General features: G+C 65.5%; 20 protein-coding genes. 8 read left to right on the top strand and 12 right to left on the bottom strand.

Annotated features, from left to right (window positions below):
* Window positions 1-97: 97 nt before the first annotated feature.
* From I4Q42_RS14495 to I4Q42_RS26410, 3 genes are all read right to left on the bottom strand, one after another.
* On the bottom strand, window positions 98-1,774 hold the full coding sequence (locus I4Q42_RS14495; protein ID WP_198576792.1) for a DUF262 domain-containing protein: 1,677 nt from the start codon (window positions 1,772-1,774) through the stop codon (window positions 98-100).
* 245 nt (window positions 1,775-2,019) lie between these two features.
* Window positions 2,020-2,232, bottom strand: a complete 213-nt coding sequence (locus I4Q42_RS14490; protein ID WP_198576791.1) for a helix-turn-helix transcriptional regulator — start codon at window positions 2,230-2,232, stop codon at window positions 2,020-2,022.
* Window positions 2,233-2,430: 198 nt separating this feature from the next.
* Window positions 2,431-2,562: a hypothetical protein gene (locus I4Q42_RS26410; RefSeq protein ID WP_269816500.1), complete on the bottom strand. Its 132-nt coding sequence runs from the start codon at window positions 2,560-2,562 to the stop codon at window positions 2,431-2,433.
* Window positions 2,563-2,760: 198 nt separating this feature from the next.
* On the opposite strand from I4Q42_RS26410, the gene I4Q42_RS14480 reads away from it, so the two are divergent.
* The 4 genes from I4Q42_RS14480 to I4Q42_RS14465 are packed head-to-tail and all read left to right on the top strand — an operon-like array spanning window position 2,761 to window position 4,547.
* Complete coding sequence (locus I4Q42_RS14480; RefSeq protein WP_198576790.1) at window positions 2,761-3,255, top strand: hypothetical protein; 495 nt, start codon at window positions 2,761-2,763, stop codon at window positions 3,253-3,255.
* Entirely contained in the window at window positions 3,252-3,716 is a 465-nt protein-coding gene (locus I4Q42_RS14475; protein WP_198576789.1) for a HEPN domain-containing protein, read from the top strand. The genes I4Q42_RS14480 and I4Q42_RS14475 overlap by 4 nt, the downstream gene beginning before the upstream one ends.
* The gene (locus tag I4Q42_RS14470; RefSeq protein ID WP_198576788.1) at window positions 3,713-4,060 is read left to right on the top strand and encodes a sigma-70 region 4 domain-containing protein; all 348 of its coding nucleotides are present in this window, start codon (window positions 3,713-3,715) and stop codon (window positions 4,058-4,060) included. The genes I4Q42_RS14475 and I4Q42_RS14470 overlap by 4 nt, the downstream gene beginning before the upstream one ends.
* Complete coding sequence (locus I4Q42_RS14465; protein WP_198576787.1) at window positions 4,047-4,547, top strand: hypothetical protein; 501 nt, start codon at window positions 4,047-4,049, stop codon at window positions 4,545-4,547. Before I4Q42_RS14470 ends, I4Q42_RS14465 begins: the two co-directional genes overlap by 14 nt.
* A 282-nt stretch (window positions 4,548-4,829) precedes the next feature.
* On the opposite strand, the gene I4Q42_RS26090 is transcribed toward I4Q42_RS14465, so the two are convergent.
* Window positions 4,830-5,057, bottom strand: a complete 228-nt coding sequence (locus I4Q42_RS26090; protein WP_408611072.1) for a conjugal transfer protein TraD — start codon at window positions 5,055-5,057, stop codon at window positions 4,830-4,832.
* A gap of 76 nt (window positions 5,058-5,133) precedes the next feature.
* Window positions 5,134-5,415, bottom strand: coding sequence for a conjugal transfer protein TraD (locus tag I4Q42_RS14455; RefSeq protein WP_198576786.1), 282 nt, complete (start codon window positions 5,413-5,415; stop codon window positions 5,134-5,136).
* Window positions 5,416-5,587: 172 nt separating this feature from the next.
* Here I4Q42_RS14455 and traA point away from each other — a divergent pair, with 172 nt between their 5' ends.
* From traA to I4Q42_RS14445, 3 genes are read left to right on the top strand one after another with little or no spacing between them, the layout of a single operon-like run.
* Window positions 5,588-8,263: a Ti-type conjugative transfer relaxase TraA gene (gene traA, locus I4Q42_RS14450; protein WP_232793138.1), complete on the top strand. Its 2,676-nt coding sequence runs from the start codon at window positions 5,588-5,590 to the stop codon at window positions 8,261-8,263.
* A 35-nt stretch (window positions 8,264-8,298) separates the two neighbouring features.
* Window positions 8,299-8,451 (top strand): hypothetical protein, encoded by a 153-nt coding sequence (locus I4Q42_RS26085; RefSeq protein ID WP_232793137.1) that lies wholly within the window; start codon window positions 8,299-8,301, stop codon window positions 8,449-8,451.
* Between the two features lie 9 nt (window positions 8,452-8,460).
* Complete coding sequence (locus I4Q42_RS14445; protein ID WP_198576785.1) at window positions 8,461-9,150, top strand: DUF6118 family protein; 690 nt, start codon at window positions 8,461-8,463, stop codon at window positions 9,148-9,150.
* Between the two features lie 193 nt (window positions 9,151-9,343).
* Here I4Q42_RS14445 and I4Q42_RS14440 read toward each other — a convergent pair whose 3' ends face one another.
* On the bottom strand, window positions 9,344-9,670 hold the full coding sequence (locus tag I4Q42_RS14440) for a helix-turn-helix domain-containing protein (RefSeq protein ID WP_232793136.1): 327 nt from the start codon (window positions 9,668-9,670) through the stop codon (window positions 9,344-9,346).
* Between the two features lie 229 nt (window positions 9,671-9,899).
* Window positions 9,900-11,786 (bottom strand): hybrid sensor histidine kinase/response regulator, encoded by a 1,887-nt coding sequence (locus tag I4Q42_RS14435; RefSeq protein WP_269816503.1) that lies wholly within the window; start codon window positions 11,784-11,786, stop codon window positions 9,900-9,902.
* A 239-nt stretch (window positions 11,787-12,025) separates the two neighbouring features.
* Here I4Q42_RS14435 and I4Q42_RS14430 point away from each other — a divergent pair, with 239 nt between their 5' ends.
* Window positions 12,026-14,200, top strand: coding sequence for an ATP-binding protein (locus I4Q42_RS14430; RefSeq protein WP_198576782.1), 2,175 nt, complete (start codon window positions 12,026-12,028; stop codon window positions 14,198-14,200).
* Between the two features lie 76 nt (window positions 14,201-14,276).
* Here I4Q42_RS14430 and I4Q42_RS14425 read toward each other — a convergent pair whose 3' ends face one another.
* From I4Q42_RS14425 to I4Q42_RS14405, 5 genes are all read right to left on the bottom strand, one after another.
* Window positions 14,277-14,534: a GlsB/YeaQ/YmgE family stress response membrane protein gene (locus I4Q42_RS14425; protein WP_198576781.1), complete on the bottom strand. Its 258-nt coding sequence runs from the start codon at window positions 14,532-14,534 to the stop codon at window positions 14,277-14,279.
* Window positions 14,535-14,624: 90 nt separating this feature from the next.
* Window positions 14,625-15,590 carry a sensor histidine kinase gene (locus I4Q42_RS14420; protein WP_198576780.1) on the bottom strand — a complete coding sequence of 322 codons (966 nt, stop codon included), beginning with the start codon at window positions 15,588-15,590 and terminating at the stop codon, window positions 14,625-14,627.
* 416 nt (window positions 15,591-16,006) lie between these two features.
* A complete protein-coding gene (locus I4Q42_RS14415) occupies window positions 16,007-16,255 on the bottom strand; it encodes a hypothetical protein (protein ID WP_198576779.1) in 249 nt (82 codons plus the stop codon).
* A gap of 71 nt (window positions 16,256-16,326) precedes the next feature.
* Window positions 16,327-16,590 carry a hypothetical protein gene (locus I4Q42_RS14410; RefSeq protein ID WP_198576778.1) on the bottom strand — a complete coding sequence of 88 codons (264 nt, stop codon included), beginning with the start codon at window positions 16,588-16,590 and terminating at the stop codon, window positions 16,327-16,329.
* A gap of 10 nt (window positions 16,591-16,600) precedes the next feature.
* Entirely contained in the window at window positions 16,601-17,083 is a 483-nt protein-coding gene (locus I4Q42_RS14405; protein ID WP_198576777.1) for an Hsp20 family protein, read from the bottom strand.
* Window positions 17,084-17,356: the final 273 nt, after the last annotated feature.

The raw sequence follows: 17,356 nt of genomic DNA, 5'->3' as shown, positions 1-17,356 counted from the left end.
CTACGTCCCTCGCGGGACGGCTGGCAGCTGCGCCCCGCCTCCGATCTCGCGTACAGTTGGCTCGAGGGCCGCCGGGTGTGAGGTAGCCTACCCCAACCTACAGAGGCCATGCCGTTAGAGCCCACTTCGCCAATGCTTTCTGACGTTCAATGATTGACTTCGGGGCCCATTCAGCTTGCTCAGATATCATCTTCGTTGTCAGCAATTCCGACTCTCCAAACACAGTCACTTTTTCAGAGAACGGAGCACTTTTGAGGTCTGAATTAGCAGTTACTTGAAGAAGAGCGAGATTGCCGATTCTCTTTGAGTAAACTCTAACTTGATCTTCGTCGTATTCTGGCCAGTTGGCCATCGGCTTTTGGGGCAGAATGTGCTCGAGGTTTAACGCCTCTGGATTATCGTTAGGTATGAGCCACGGCTCGCTTTGCCCTTTGGCGGCGAGCTCCACTGATCTTAAATAATAACGCGCGAACTTAGCTTGCGAAACGGTTGCAATTTCGAAGGCCTGCTGGAAGACTTCATCGGCCGGAACGATAGAAAGGAGAGCTGCAGACATTGACTTGGCTGTAACAATTTCACCATCGAACACTTGCTTCGCGGCTTTTGCGAGAGGCTGCTCAACCGAGCCAGTTCTAGTGCTGGCAGCGATAATCAGACGCACGCCGTACGACACGAGCTTCTCAAACGCATCGGCCGCTTCTGCTGGCTCAAACTTATTCGCAATGGCAAGCAGCAACGGTCGAAATGGCTTAATATCGAACAGATCCAAAACGCGCAGCAGCTCGCGCGTTTTATGGGGATATCCATTCCATTTCTCTGAGTCGGCCGATGCAATGGCGACATAATCGTTTGAAAGAATTTCAAGCGTCGATAGCAATGCAATAGAAGACTGGGAGCCGCGCGCGGCCTTTTGCACTCTTTCGTATACTTCAAGTTCCGTGATGTATCCATTCATGGCAATAAGCGCTTGCCGAAGGAACGTCATGGTTATTTCGTCTTCGTCTAACGTCTCCAGCGCGCCTTTGATGTACGACCAAATTTGCTGCGCCTCGCCGAGGCGCTTATCGGCTTGACCGAAGACGTAATTCTTTACGAGATCAGACTGAGAAACTTTGAGGCCTCTGTCATTGAGAGTCTCAAACATTTTGAATGCGTTGGCCGAATCGGGCACTATTAATAGTATAGCGCGAGCTTTATGCTCAATAAAGTTCATCCATCGCACAAATACTTTAGGGCGTTCAGACTCCGCAATCGGTTTAACGACCGTTATAAGGTGCTTTCGCGCGACATCGAATGCTGCAATTAGGCGTCGATGAGATTCACGATTTGGCAGAGCTGATTTACTCGAACCTGACTCAAGGAGTTCATGGAACACTTGATTATCAGCAGCGTTGAGTTGCATCTTCGGAGCGAGCTCAAGTGTCGCCGTGTCGATATCGATGATATAAGTTTCAAGCGCTTTTGCCAGCTTGGCGTTTTCCGCTCCGCCGACTTGGCGCATTGCAGCAAGAATAAGAGCCGTGGTCGCAAGGCGCTGCTGACCATCGACTACTTCGAGAACACCATCCGAGGTTGGAATTGTAACAATGGTTCCAAGAAAATGCTGCGGTTCATCTTCGGTAATCGCCAAAGTGAGATCTTGGAGAAGCTTGGTGACGTGCTTTTCTGTCCAAGCATAATCTCGTTGATTTGGCGGCACCAACAAGCGATATCTCTTGAGCACTGAGCCAAGTCCAAGCTGCTCGAACCCGATCTGCGATTGCCCGTTAGACATCTAGTCTGCTCCTGCGCTTGGCCATTCCTTAGCTGTTATCCTGAGCAATTCCCATCGGTAACCCGCCTCGCGAATTGAGGCCAAGATGCAACCGTTCAGCGCCTCATTCCGCTTGCAAAATTAATTAAGGCCACATCGAATTGTCGCCAGAAGCCGAACTTCCCAAGGTCAGAGTCAGGCGCGGGCCTGGGCCGACGGCGCAGGGCCACCGCCAGGAAGCGGACCTTCCCAAGGTCAGAGATGAGTCACGTATGCGCCTTGGGAGCGGCCTGGTGATAGCCGGCCGGATCGGCGATCCAGCTGTTGATCGCCGACTCCCGCCAACCGGCGCCGTGAACGCTGATCGCCACCTGCTTGGGAAACGAACCCTCGTTGATCTTCCGGTAGAGGGTGGATCGGCTAAGGCCCGTCCGGGCCAGCACAGTGCGAATACGCAGGATACGATCGGGCTCGGCCATGGCTTAGACTCCACAGAATGAGATCTGAAAGCATTCGACGAGCCAGAATTGGATCGAGTTACAGCGTCCGCAAGACCCCCAAACAACCCGATCGTACTGTGGGAAAGAAAAAGAAACTCCCTGCGGCAAAAGAGTAGGTAGGGAGTACTGGGCGCTGCTCCGCTGCATCTGCATGCGGTCTATTGCGGTCGGCTGCGCCTATTTTCGCAGGCGAACACCCGCACCAAATTCGTCATTTTCCCCCTGGAAGACGATGCCCGCTTCTTCGAGGGCGCGCTTCACGGCCTGGACATTCGCCGCGGTGCTTCGCTCCGGGCCCATGGTTTCCATTCGGCGGATCGTATGAAGGCTTATTCCGGAAGCCTCAGCGAGGTTCGGCCCGCTCCAGTCAATAAGTCCTCGGGCGGCTCGAATCTGGCCAGCCGTGATTTTCGCCTTGTCATCTTTAATGTGAGGTGGCACTTTTAATCGCAAATTGTGCTGTGGTGACGGTGCAAACCGACTAATACACATCAAAGGACAGAGGTCATGGAGTCACGTCGAAAGGCGGGGCCTACGCCCGCGCGTCTGGACCAGCTCTCCAGGCGCGCCGTGATGGCAGGCGGCGCGACAGCGCCGCTGACGGCAACCTTGCAGGCTCCTGCGGCCAAGCCCGATCCTGCCGTGATGCTCTGCCAGCGCTGGCTCGCCGTCGACGCCGAGCAGCGGAGGCTGATGACCGAGTGGGGCCAGCTCGAAGGCTGGCTGATCCGGAAGATGCAATGGCACCGCCTGTCGCCAGATGAGCGCGCCGCCATTCCGGAAGGCCAGAAGCTCGCGCAGATCGACGCGCGCCTCGATGTGCTGCAGGTCGAGAGGCTTGCTTTACTCAAGAGCATGCGGCCAAAGCCCGCCGCCAGCGTCGAGGCGGTGATCGCCAACCTGATGGTGGCCTCCTGCCTGATCTTCGAGGATGACGAGCCAGAAGCTCACGGCCTGATCACCCGCGCGGCCCGTGACCTGACCGCCTTCTGTGGCAAATGACGTGCCGCGTACCCCGCCGACGAGACGGCGCCGACCGCCCCCTGGCGTCGACGTTCCGACGTAACGCGGCGAGCTTCCTGCTATCGGCCGAGCACGCACTGGAGCGCCATCCCGAGGGAACGCGCTATCATCTGGCCATCGCCATCGAACTGGCGCTGAAGGCCTATCTGCTGGATCGCGGCGTCACCGACGACTGGAACCGGGTCCACCTTCGCCACGACCTCGTCAAGGCGCTGAAGTCAGCAAGGCGCGCGGGCTTTCGGGCTGAGCCCGCCGGGCTCGCCGACTTGGCCGCGCTGCTGAGCCCCTTCTACCAAACCCACACCGTCGCGCGGATGCCGAGGGAGAGCATCCTGGCGGTGGATTGGGCTTGGGCCTGCCTGGTCGTGCGCGCGCTGATCGACGCCGTAACCGCGGCCGCCTCCTGGTTTGATATCGATGACGAGGGAGACCATCGATGACCCTCCTGCGAAATCTGTGGCCGCTTAGCCCGAGCCAGTGGTGGCGCTGGCGATATCCGGATCTCTGGCGCGGCCGGGCGTTCGATCCACACAATGTCCAGCAAGTGATGTCCTATGCGGTGATGCGGCTTCCGGTGGAGCGGCGAGACGTCTTCCTGCTCAATGCCGTCCAGGCGCTGGATTACAGCTTCATCGCCCGCCACATGGGCCTGTCGGCCGACGAGGTGCAGGCGCTGTTCGCCAGGGCGCTGGTCGAGGTCTCGCGCACGGTCGACCTGATCGAGCGCCGTCGGCCGGCGTCGCGGTCTTTGCCCAACCCGGAGCGCTCCGATGTCCGACGATAAGGGGCCGCTGCCGATCTCGCGCCGCGTCGTCATCGGCGCCGCCAGCGCTGCGCCCTTGGCTGCTGGTGCAGGTGTTGGCGTTGCTGCTCCGGCCAACCCCGTGGTGGCGCGTTGCGCCGAATGGCTGGCGCTGGACGCACAGATCAATCGCTTGCTAAGCCGCTGGTCGGACCTCGAGACCATCCTCGTCCAGCAGCGGCGGTGGGAGCGCATGACGCCCGAGGAGCGGGTTGCGATGACGCCCACCGAGGAAATGAACGCCATCGACGCGGAGCTGAAGCCGCTGTTCGACCGCCAGCGCGATTGGCTCGACGCCTTGCCCAAGCTGCGCGCCCATGAGCTGAAGGGCGCGGTCGCCAAGCTGGAGGTGGCGCTACAGGTGATGATCCACCAGCAGGGCGACGGCTACGACCTCTTCAAGTCGGCGATGGAAGACCTGCGCATCACCCGGTGTCCCAACTGTGGGACGCCGACCTGCGGCAGCTAGCCCTTTCTTCTTAGGTGCGTCGGCCGGCCGCAGCGCCTGGCGTCTTCCTCTCCCGTGGCGGGAGCCAGGACCGGAACGGTCGGTGCTCGCCTTGGAGCGCTTGGTGAGCGTCTGCCGGGCGGTCTGGTGCGGGTCAAGGGCGGCTTCGCCGTCGCTCCGCGATGCGCGCCCAAGGGCGCGCACCCTTGACGCGCACCAGCCCGTCCGGCCCTTGTTCCACCATGCGATCCAGGGCGTATGGTCTCCGAGGGGAGGGCGGTCGGCGCCGGTGATGGCCCGGCCTCAGCTCTGGCCGTTCTTGCCCTCGGCTTCCACCTCGAACGCCCGCTTCCCGCCGCGCCGCCAGAGCGCCAGGGTGTGCTCGCCGTCTTCGGCCTTGAGCATCGCCGCCAGGGTCAGGAAAGCGCCGTAGAGCGCGGCGCGATCATCGCGCGTGAGGTCGACGAGGCCGGCCTTTTGCACGAGACCGCCGAGCTCGATCAAGTGACGGGTCCGCTCTCGCCGCTTCACCGCCCAGGCCCGCGTGTCGAACCGGGCGCGCTGGGCTTCCAGGCGATGGCGCGCGGCTGTGGTCCGTCGCTCGGCTTCACTGACCGCCGCCAGCGCTTGGCGCAGCGTCCGCAGGTGTGGGCTCGACCTTGCCCCGTCGAAAGAAGGCAGCGCCGCGCTTTGTCCAGGCTTGCTTGCGGGCGGCCTCTCCGGAGTCGGTGATCCAAAGCAGCGCGCCGGCCAGGGTCTCGATTTCTAGCGCGTCGGCGCCGGTGGCGATCACCAGCTCGCCAAGCTGGCGGACCTTGCGATCCTTCAGCGTCTTGGCCTTGTCTTCGAGGCTCTTCAGTTCAGCGTCGAAGTCACGGGGTTTGCGCATCGCAGTCTCCATCGATTGCGGGATGCGTTCAGGATAAAACAGCAGCTGTCGGAATGCTGTAAGGTCGCCGGAGCAGACTGGGACGGCCCGGTCCCTCCCGAGATTCTTATCTGGGAGGGCGCGCTTATACGTCGTGCCGACGTGCGCTTGAGGGCGTAAGTGGTCTGTCGCCATGGCGATCTACCACTTCAGCGTCAAAGTCATCAGCCGCGCCACCGGGGCCAGCGCCGTGGCCTCGGCCGCCTATCGCTCCGCCAGCCGACTGCACGACGAGCGGCTCGACCGCGACCACGACTTCACCGGCAAGACCGGCGTCGTCCACTCCGAAGTCATGCTGCCGGACGGCGCGCCCGAGCAGTTCGCTGACCGCGGCACGCTGTGGAACACCGTCGAGGCTGGCGAAAAGCGCAAGGACGCCCAGCTGTCTCGCGAGGTCGAGTTCGCCATCCCGCGCGAGATGGACCAGGCTCAGGGCGTCGCTCTCGCCCGCGACTTCGTCCAGCGCGAGATGGTCGATCGCGGCATGGTGGCCGACCTCAATGTGCATTGGGATATCGGCCCCGATGGCCTGGCCAAGCCGCACGCCCACGTCATGCTCACCATGCGCGGGGTCGGCGAGGACGACTTTGGCGCCAAGGTGCGCGACTGGAACCGCACCGAGCTTGTCGAGCACTGGCGGGAGGCTTGGGCTGATCACGTCAACGAGCGGCTCGCAGCCCTCGATATCGACGCGCGGATCGATCATCGCAGCCTCGAAGACCAGGGCATCGAGCTTGAGCCGCAGAACAAGATTGGTCCGGCCGCCGGGCGTATGGCCGGCGAAGGCGTCGAGACAGAGCGGCTCGAAGATCATCACCGCATCGCCCGTGAGAACGGCGACAAGATCATCGCCGATCCGCGCGTCGCGCTCGACGCCATCACCCACCAGCAGGCGACGTTCACCCGCCAGGATCTGGCCAAGTTCATCCACCGCCATTCGGACGGCAAGGATCAGTTCGACCGCGCCATGAGCGCGGTGCAGACCTCGCCTGAACTCGTGACGTTGGGCCAGGACGGCCGCGGCCAGGATCGCTTCACCAGTCGCGAGATGCTGGCCGTCGAGGACCGGCTGCATCGCGCCAGCGAGGTGATGGCGCAGCGCCGCGCGCATGAGGTCGGTCAGCTGCAGCAGCGGCGCGCCTTGGCGCGGGCAGGGGAGCGCGGTCTCGTCCTTTCTGGTGAGCAGAAGGCTGCGTTCGAGCATGTCACCGAGGGGCGAGATCTGGGCGTCATCGTCGGCTATGCCGGCACCGGCAAGTCGGCGCTACTGGGCGTGGCGCGCGGAGCCTGGGAGGACGCCGGCTATCGCGTCCAGGGCCTGGCCCTATCCGGCATAGCCGCCGAGAACCTGGAGGGCGGATCGGGCATCGCCTCGCGCACCATCGCCAGCCTTGAGCACCAGTGGAAGCAGGAGCGCGAGCTCTTAGACGTCCGCGACGTGCTGGTGATCGACGAGGCCGGCATGATAGGCTCGCGGCAGATGGAGCGGTTGTTGTCGGCCGCTGAAAAGGCTGGGGCCAAGGTGGTGCTGGTCGGTGATCCCGAGCAGCTTCAGGCGATCGAGGCCGGGGCGGCCTTCCGGTCGATCGCCGAGCGTCATTCCCACGTCGAGATCACCCAAGTTCGTCGCCAACATGAGGACTGGCAGCGCGACGCCACGCGCCATCTGGCCACCGGCCGGACCGGTGAGGCGCTGGCGTCTTACGAGGCGCGCGGCATGGTCCACGCCGCCGAGACGCGCGACCAGGCGCGCGAGGATCTGGTCGAGCGGTGGGACCGCGATCGGATCGCCGAGCCGGACAAGAGCCGGATCATCCTCACCCACACCAATGATGAAGTGCGCGATCTCAACCTGACTGCTCGCGGTCGATTGGGCCAGGCCGGCGCCTTGGGCGAAGATGTAACGGTCAAGGCTGAGCGCGGCGAGCGGTCGTTCGCCACGGGTGACCGGCTGATGTTCCTGAAGAACGATCGTGGGCTGGGCGTGAAGAACGGCATGCTCGGCGAGATCGAGCAGGTCTCGCCCAGCCAGATGACCGTGCGGCTCGACGCCGGCCGCTCCGTCGCCTTCGACCTGAAGGACTACGCCCAGGTCGATCACGGCTATGCGGCGACCATCCATAAGAGCCAGGGCGTCACCGTCGATCGCGCCCATGTGCTGGCCACGCCCGGTCTTGATCGTCACGGCGCCTATGTCGCCCTGTCGCGTCACCGCGACAGCGTGCACATCCACTACGGCCGAGATGAGTTCGAGGATCTGGGCAAGCTGACCCGCGTGCTTTCGCGCGAGCGGGCCAAGGACATGGCCAGCGATTTTGCTCAGCGGCGCGACATCCATGTGCCGGCGTCGATGCGACGCAAAGGCCGCCGCAGCGCGAGCGCGGGATGTTCGCCGGCTTCAAGCCGGCTAGCCCCGTGCGCGAGCCGGCGGCGCCGGCGCCGGCGCGGGACGCGGACCAGGCCGACCAGCATCGCGCGATCGAGCGTCACGCCCGCGCCGCGGCCGATGTCATGCGGATGGACGAGCGCGGGTTGCCGATCCTGGCCCATCAGCGGCGGGCGCTGGGGGAAGCGCGGGAGGCGCTTGGGAAGATCGGCCCGCACGCCGCCAAGGATCTGGAGCGGGCCTATGTCCGCGACCCGGCCCTGGCCGGCGAGACCGCCGCGGGGCGGACGCAGGGCGCAATCCGGGTTCTGCAGCTGGAGGCGGAGGTACGCGTCGATCCGCGGCTGCGGGCCGACCGGTTCGTGGAGCGCTGGCAGGGCCTGGAGCGGCAGCGCTCGTCCCTGCATCGCGCGGGCGACGTGAGCGGCGCGGGCCAGATCAAGGAGCGCCTGGGCGACATGGCCAAGAGCCTGCAGCGCGACCCGCAGATGGAATCGCTGCTGCGCGGCCGGCGAGCCGAGCTTGGCCTGCCGCCGGAGATGGGGCGCAGCGTCGGGCAGGGGCTGATCGAATACCTCGGCATCGGCCGAGGGCGCGGGCTTGGCATCTAGGAGGTCATGATGGAGCAGGAGATCGGATCAGAGGCGCCGGTCGACCCGGCGGCGGCGGCGTTCGAAGCGCTGCGGCGGGAGGTGGCGTTGCTGAACGTCGCGTTGGCCGGGCTCGCGGCCGAGCGGGCGGCGGCGCCCGATTACAGCGAGACGCTGGGTGAGATCTCTAAAGGCTTATCGGTGGTGGGGGCGCGGCTGCGGAAAGTGATGGCCAGTCCGGGCCTGGCGATGAGTCCGTCAGAGGTGGCGCGGCAGGTCGCGGCGGCGGGGGGCGAGGTGCGGCGGCAGGATCGGGCGGCGCTGAGCCAGGCCCAGGATGGGTTGCAGCGAGCGATGCGCGATCTTGACGGATGGATCGATCGGGCCCGGCTGGCGAGCGCTCAGAACTGGCGACTGCTGCAGGTGGGGTCTGTGGGCCTGCTGGCTGGGGCCTTTCTGGGTGTCTTCCTGCCTGGTGTCGTGGCGACGGCGGCGCCCGAGCGGTGGGCCTGGCCGGAGAAGATGGCGGCGCATGCGCTACAGCGGGGTCTGTGGCCCGCAGGGGAGCGGTTGCTACAAGCCGCTGATACTCAGAAGTGGCAAGACGGTAGCGATGGGGCGGCGATCGTGGCGCAGAACCGGGATAAGTTAGCGGCGTGCTTGCGAGAGGCGAGGCCGCCGAAACGTCCACGCAGCTGCCTTATCCAGTTAAGGTCGTAAGTCCGTGTTAACTAGCTTGCGCGGGCTCTCCGCCCGGGAGAGCGTCCATGCCGATCAATTCAGAGCGGTACACTTCCAGCTAGCGCCGAGAAAACTTCATTTCGTTATGCCGGGCCATTCACAAGCTCAGCATTCGCAGTGGCGACCAGGACTAGCCTGTTAAGCACGGTCAAGAGATTTTTGGAGGGAGAAATTATGCCTCTGCTGCTAAGGCGCGCGCGAGAGTGACGATCTGTCGCCGCACCTTGGAGCTAGGTATCGTGGACAGAAGCCGAACGACTTCCAGATCCTCAGCGGTCAACATTAACGGCCCGCCTTCTGTACTGATGTGGCAGGTCGACAGGCCGTCAAAGAAATATGTGGTCGGGCAAGACAAACAGTGGGCCACAGCGTACAGTTTCGAGGCGCTAATTCGATTGTCCCCGCGCTCATACTTCTGGACCTGCTGGAACGACACACCCAGCCGATCGGCAAGAGCCTGTTGGGAAATGCCGAGCGCCTTGCGACGGCCGCGGATCATGGCTCCCACATGGGTATCGGTGGGGTGATTACTCATCGTTAACCTGCAATATTTACGCGAGCATTCTCACACACTCGCAGGGGTGTAGCCATGTGGCGTGTTGGCGCGCGTTGCGTGCAGGATCCCCGCTCAGGTTGCCGCCTCGCTCCAAAGCCGTTGGTCGGATGTAATCCGCGGCGAACCTCCGCTGGTATCTCACCACGCTCAGTCCGCGGATGCTCCCTCAGCGTCAATCTGTGCGCGCCGCCAGAACCTCGTCGAGCGCTGACAGCAGGCGAGCCGCTTCGATCGGTTTGCCGAGATGGCGATCCGCTCCCGCTTCGAAGCTGGCGCGCAGATGCTCTGGCAGGACATTAGCGGTGAGCATGATAATCGGACAGGGGCGCTGCCCCAGGCGCTGCTGCCGGGCGCGGATTTCGCGAGTGGCGCTCAGCCCGTCCATGACCGGCATCTGCATGTCCATCAAGATCAGATCGAAATCGGCCGCGCCGAAGGCCTCCACCGCCTGGCGGCCGTCGCATACAGAGGTCAGCTCCGCGCCGACCTCACCCAGGATCAGCTCGATGACCTTCCGGTTCACCGGATGATCCTCGGCCAGAAGCACGCGTACAGCACGATCCAGGCGGGCCTGGGACGCGGGCGGCTCAAGCACTGGCGGGGCGTCTGGCAGGGTCAGTCCGAAGGTGAACGACGCACCCGCGCCCGGCGTGGACGCCGCCGAGAGCGCCCCGCCCATGGCCCGGACGAGATCGGCGCTGATCGCTAATCCCAGTCCTGACCCGCCATAGCTGCGGGTGATGGAGTCGTCGGCCTGGGCGAAACGGTCGAAGATACGGGCCTTGGCGGCCGCGTCGAAGCCGATGCCTGTATCGCACACCAAGAAACGCCATCCTTCCTCGACGGCGGCGACTTGCAGGTTGACCGAGCCTTCATGGGTGAATTTCACGGCGTTGCTGAGCAGATTGCCCAGCACCTGGCGCAGGCGAACGGGATCTCCAACCACCCAATGCTTGCCTGAGGGAGCCTGGACGGCATAGGCTAGGCCCTTGGCCTCCGCCGTCGGCCGATGCAACTCACCGACTTCGCGCGCTAGGCCCGGCAGGTCGAACGGCTCGCGGGCGATGCGCAGCGCACCTTCCTCCGAGCGCGCCAGATCCAGGACGTCGCTGAGCAACGCCTCCAGGGTGCGCGCCGCGCCGGTCATGGCGCGCAGCAGTTCGGCTTGCTCGGGGCCCAGGGCCGTGCGTGAAAGTACATCGCCCAGGCCGAGAATCCCGTTCAGGGGCGTGCGGATTTCATGGCTCATATTGGCCAGGAAGCGGGTCTTGGCCTCGCTGGCGACGCGGGCCTGGTGCAGGGCCTCGCGATCGGAAATATCGCGGACGATCGCCCCGACCATGGTGCGTTCATTGTCCCGCCACATCGACAGAGACAGGCTGGCAGGAAATTCCGAGCCGTCCTGGCGCAGGGCCGGAACCTCGACCGCGCCAGCCATGGTTGGCCGGCCGCCGTTGCAAAGCCGGGCAAAGCCGCGATCATGGCCAGGGCGCAGGCGCGCCGGGATGATCATACTTAAGGGACGGCCCAAGGCCTCGCGCGCCGGATAGCCAAAGAGCGTCTCGGCCGCGGCGTTCCAGTGCATGATGGTCTGCTGCTCATCGACGATCAGCACCGCGTCGGAGGTCCCGTCGAACAGCTGCGACAGGAAGAGCTTTTCCCGCCTCGTCTCCAGGCGCTCGCCGACCATGCGCGCCAGGAGGTCGAGTTGGTGCAGTTGAGCCGCCGTGAAGGGACGCGGCGCCAGACTCGTGGCGCAGACCGTTCCGACGACGTGATCCTGGACGAGCACCGGCGCGCCGGCATAGGCGCCAACATAGTCGATATGGGAAAATTCCGGATCGCGCCCGACATCTTCGATGAGGACGCGCGCCTTGGTCTTCACCACCCGGTCGCAGAAGGCCTGCGACCTTGGCAGGCTCTTGGCCACGAGGCCGGAGGCGGCCTTGAACCAAACCTCATCGCCGCCGACGAAGGTCACGAACCCGCCGTCCGATTGCATGGCGGCCCGCGCCGCCTCGGCGATCAGGTCGAATGCCAGCTCGGGTTCGTAGCCCAACAGCCCAAGAGACTGCAGGATGGCCAGTCTCTGATCCGCCTCGTTGGCTTGACCTGTCTCCAAGATTATCCCCTCCGCGAGGCGTTACAGTCGACTTGGAAGGTTTGCTTGGCCATTGATCTGGCCTGAGGTTGATTGTCGCAGCCTTGTCGGGCGTGGACGGGCTCAAGGCATGGAACCCAAGCCTGGCCTTGGCGGTTGTCGGCAGCGGTTTAGCGCGCGAGCTAGAGGCGAGGGGTGTGACCAATCAGGATCTGGCGTTTCTTGGAAGCGACAGCCGCCTGGGCCGGCTGATGGCCGCGCACGACTGGTCCGACAGCCCCCTGGGCCCGCCAGCCGGCTGGTCGCTCAGCCTGAAGACCACGGTCGGACTGATGCTGCCGGCCAGCGCTCAGATCGTCCTCTTCTGGGGCGAGCGATACTGCGCCCTCTATAATGACGCCTATGCGCCGACGATCGGCGACAAGCATCCCCGCGCCCTGGGACGGCCGGCCAGCGAGGGCTGGGCCGAGCTCTGGGACGATCTTGGCCCCCTGCTAGATGGCGTGCGCCAGACGCGCGCCACCTTCGAGGCCCGGGACCGTCAGTTCTACATCGAGCGGCACGGACACCCCGAGGACGTCTGGTTCGACGTCTCCTACTCCGCCGTGCTGGAAGCGGACGGGTCGGTCGGGGGCGTGCTCTGCATCGTCAGCGAGACGACCCAGCGGGTGCTGGCCGAGCGGCGCCACAAGGCGCTCCTGGACCTGGCTGACCGGCTGGCCCAGACCGCCGATGCGCAAGCGGCCAAGAGCGCGGCCGTCGCCCTGCTGGGCGAGACGCTGGGCGCGGCGCGGGTCGGCTATGGAGAAATCTCGACCGACGGCCAACATGTCGCCGTCGCGTCCGACTGGACCACGGCAGGCATGGCGAGCCTCGCCGGAGAAAGCCGCCTCCTGGAGAGCTTTGGCCCCGAGATCATCGCCGCGCTGCGCGCCGGCGAGACGGTACGGCTGGACAGCCTGGCCGACGACGCCCGCGCCGCCCCGCATGCCGATGGCTATGCCTCGATCGGCGTGCGCGCCATGATCGGCGTTCCGCTGGTACGGGGCGGAAAGCTAACCGCCCTGCTCTACATCCACGAGCCCAAACCGCGACGCTGGACCGACCACGACGCCGCCCTGGCGCAGGCTGTCGCGGCCCGAACGTGGGATGCTGTGGAGCGAGCGCGGGCCGAGCAGGCCCTGCACGCCCTGAACGCGACGCTGGAGGCGCGCGTGGCCGAGCGCACGGCGGCGCTCAACGAGGCGCAGGAGGCCCTGCGTCAGTCCCAGAAGCTGGAGGCCATGGGGCAGCTGACCGGCGGCGTGGCCCACGACTTCAACAATCTGCTGACGCCGATCTTCGGCAGCCTGGATCGCCTCAAGCGCCAGGGCCTGGGCGGCGAGCGCGAACAGCGGCTGATCGACGGCGCCTTGGCCTCGGCTGAACGCGCGCGCGATCTGCTGCAACGGCTCCTGGCCTTCGCCCGCCGCCAGCCCCTGCAGCCGGCGGCCGTGGATCTTGCCTGCCTGATCGCCAACATGGGCGCCCTGCTTGAAAGCGTGACGGGCCCGCAGATCGGCATCGTCGTCGATGTGGAACCCGGCGTCGCTCCCGCCCATGGAGACCGCAACCAGCTGGAGATGGCGCTACTGAACCTGGCGGTGAACGCCCGCGACGCCATGCCGGACGGCGGGACGCTGCGCCTTTCGGCCCGTTCGGCGGACGCCGACCAGCCTCAGCCAGCCGGGCTCATTCCCGGCGCCTATGTCCGCGTGTCCGTTGCCGACACCGGCCATGGCATGGACGAGGCAACGCGGACGCGGGCGATCGAGCCGTTCTTTTCGACCAAGGGGATCGGCAAGGGGACAGGACTGGGTCTGTCGATGGTCCATGGCTTGGCCGCGCAACTGGGCGGCGTCTTGACGATCGCGAGCGCGCCGGGCGCGGGCTCCACCTTCGAGCTGTGGCTGCCGGTCAGCCGCCAGGCGCCCGTCCCTGCCCCTGCGCCATCGGTCAAGCCCGCCAAACAGGCCGGCGTGGCGCTCCTGGTCGACGACGAACCCCTGGTCCGGGCCTCCAGCGCCGACCAGCTCACCGAGCTTGGCTATCTGGTCGTCGAGGCCAGCGAGGCCGAGGCGGCGCTGGCCCTGCTCGACGAGGGACTTTCTCCTGACATCATCGTCACCGACCACCTGATGCCCGGCATGTCCGGCGCGGAGTTCTGTCGCCGGGTGCGCGCCCGCTGGCCCGGGCGGGCGGTGCTGATCACCTCGGGCTATGCCGATGTCGACGATCTGGCGCCGGACCTGCCGCGCCTGGTCAAGCCCTTCCGCCACGAGGACCTTGCCACGGCCGTGGCCGCCGTGCGCCGGCTGGAGGCGATGTCCTAGGCGCGCGGCTTCCGCAGCGGCCATGAAGAATCCCCTGGCCACGGCCCGGGGACGAGATGAAGGTCCGCGCCGGTCGCTAAAGCGCCCGTCGCCCGGCGATCAGGTGGTAGATCAGCAGGACCACGACCGCGCCGATCGTCGCCACTAGCAGGCTGTAGAGATTGAAGCCGGTGACGCCGGCGCTGCCGAACTGGTTGAACAGGAAACCGCCGACGACCGCGCCGACGATGCCAAGGACTAGGTCGAGGACCAGGCTGCCGCCGCTGCGGCTGACCAGCTTGCTGGCGATGAAGCCGGCGACCAGGCCCAGGACGATCCAGGCGAGAATGGACATGAGAGCCTCCAGGAGTGAGGCCCGCGAGCGGGCCGATGGCCTAATAGCCCCTGCACGCGCGCATCGTTCCCTGCCGCCTCTTCCCCCACGTCACGCAGCGTCCTCCTCGGGGGCCTGGCGGGGAAGCGTGACGATCACCTCCGTGCCGGGCGGGCCCTGGCGGCGGATCACGCCCCCCAGCTGCTGGACCAGGGAGCCGACGATGCGCGTACCGCCGCCGGGCCTGGCGGCCGGATCGCTGCCCATCCCGTCGTCACGAACACTGAGCACCAAGTTGTCCTGGTCGACCCCGAAGATCACCCGGATGTCGCCGGCGCGATCATCCGGGAAGGCGTACTTGAGGGCGTTTTCCACAAGTTCGTTGATGACAAGGCCGATCGGCACGGCCTGGGTCGAGCTGAGGGCGACATCCTCGGCCTGGACCCGAAGGGCGATGGGACGCATGCCCAGGACGCTTTGGCGAAGGCCCTCGCAGAGGGACACGATGAAGTCGCGCGAGGACACCACCGTCGCCCGCTCGCCCAGGTGGAGCCGTTCATAGACCTGGCCCAGGACGCCGATGCGGCCGACGGCGTTTTCGATGGCGCTGCGAGCCCGGGGGTCGTCGATCTCGCGCGCCGACAGGCGCAACAGGCCGGTGATCGAGGTCAAGTGGTTCTTGACCCGGTGATTGACGTCCAGCAGCAGGAGCCGGTTGAACTCGTTGCTGCGTTCTAGCTTGTCGGCCGTCTGGGCCAAGCGCCGGGCGGTCGATCGCAGGGCTTCGACGACGGCGGCCAGGAAGAACGCGATCGACAGATAGAGCGCCAGCGGCACCGCCGCCTTGGCGTCGGGAAGCGCGAAGGAGTTGACCGGCGGCAGGAAGAAGTACCAGGCCAGGATCGCGCTGAGGAAGACCGAGAACATGCCCGTCCCGCGATCCAGGGCCACCGAGATCAGGATGATGGCCGGGAAGAACAGCAGGAACGGATAGCCGCCGAGGACGGGCGCAAACACCGACCGCACGGCGAAAAAAGCCAGTACCACTGCGGTGGCCAGCACGTAGCGCAGGGCCACGGGCGCCTTTCGCAGGGGATCAGACCAGATAAAGGCTCGCTCCAGACGCATCGCTCGACTCCACAAAGCGCTCAAGATCGAGCGGTTCTGAGGACGGACCGCTCGCCCAAGCGACGTCGACCCGGATCGGCCCTGAGCGGACAGACGAGTGTCACCGCCGAGCGCCTTTGTCGATGGTCCGCGGCGTTTTGCGCGACCCGCCGTCGCCGTGCGGCTTGCGCGCCGTCCTCATCCCTTCGCCTCCCAGGCGGGACGCGCCCCCGGCTAGACGCGCGCCCGCGCCTATTGAGCTTGATCCGGCCGCGCCATACCGCCCGGGGATGCGTCTTGCGACCCCCGCCAACAGTCGCCGCCGGGATCGCGCGGGGACGGCCGCCCCCGGCGAGCGCGCGAGGGCTGGATCGCCTGCCCACAGGCTAGGCGCGCAGCCCCAAGGCAGCGTCCGCAGCCGCGTGAGCTGGAAACAGGTATCGTCCGGCGCGCCCCCCATCCAGCAGCCGAATATCCAGGACCACCGGATCACCGGCTTCGGCCAGGCCAAGCGCCAAGTCACGGGCGGCCTGCTCGGCCCGCCCGCCGGTGGGGAACATCAGGGGGCTATTGCGGAAATCGCCGCGAACGACCCAGCCGTCACCCGACGGCTCGACGAAAATGAAACAGGGCATGGCTATGGTGCACGATATTTTGCGGGACAAAATGGCGGCCGGCCCTCCGCAGACCGGCCGCCCGCCCCGACTCAAGAGAACATTTCGCGGTCCAGGCGGCTCAGCGCGGACAAGACCTCGCTGAGCGGTACGGGCGCGGGGGTCCCCAAGAGCCATCTTTGACTGGGCCTATGCTCGACCGCGCTCGCATCGGAAGCCCAGGCCGCCAGGATTTCGCGCTTTTCGGCGAGATCGAGGTCCTGGTCCTTCAGCACCTCCAGAGGATGAAGGAAACCGACCGCCGGCCGGACGGGCCAGGGACGGGCTCGGTCGCCCGGATTGGTGTTCATGCGCATAGCCGGCTCCCTAGGCCGCCTCGCGGGCCTTGGGGCCCCTGAGTTCCAGCACCTGCTGGGACGCGCCCAGGCCGATGGGAATTTGCTTAGGCTTCAAGGCGTCGGGAAGTTCTCGGACAAGGTCGATCGACAAAACGCCATGGGCATGGACAGCGTCCTTGACGACGACGTAGTCCGCCAGCTCGAACCGCCGCTCGAACGCGCGCTGGGCCAGGCCCTGATGCAGGAACGTTCGCGCGCCCGCGTCTTCGCCGGCCGCTTTGCGTCCCCTGATCACCAGAAGATTGGGCTCGGCGACGATTTCGAGATCGGTCGGCGCAAAACCGGCGACCGCCAGAGAAATCCTGTAGGCCGCCTCGTCGGTCCTCTCGATATCGTACGGCGGAAAACTGCCGCTCGCCTCGGTGCGCAGCGCGGTCTCGAAGAGACCGACCATACGATCAACACCGATCATCGAGCTGTAGAAGGGCTTGAAGTCAAACGCGGTGCTCATTTCCATCTCCTCGAAAGCAAGTTGGACATGAGGGGCGCAGAGCCAAGCGCTGTGCGCCCCAGGGCCAGGCCCTGTCGGCGCCCGGCAAGCAGGCGATGAGTTAGGGCGCGGCCGAAACACGTCAAGTCGCCCACGCCGAAAATTTGCTCGGCCAGGCGCCGCCCGATACCCGGGCCATCACCGCGCCGTCAGGACGATCGGTCGGCGAAGGACACCGCGCGAAGGCCGGCAGCCCAGCGTGCGGTCGCCAGCCTGGCGAAGGCTTCGGCGACG

The sequence above is a fragment of the Caulobacter hibisci genome (assembly GCF_016135805.1).
GTDB classification, from domain to species: domain Bacteria; phylum Pseudomonadota; class Alphaproteobacteria; order Caulobacterales; family Caulobacteraceae; genus Caulobacter; species Caulobacter hibisci.
The sequence above is the reverse complement of the archived record's forward strand: the minus strand, read 5'-3'. Positions and strand labels throughout refer to the sequence as shown.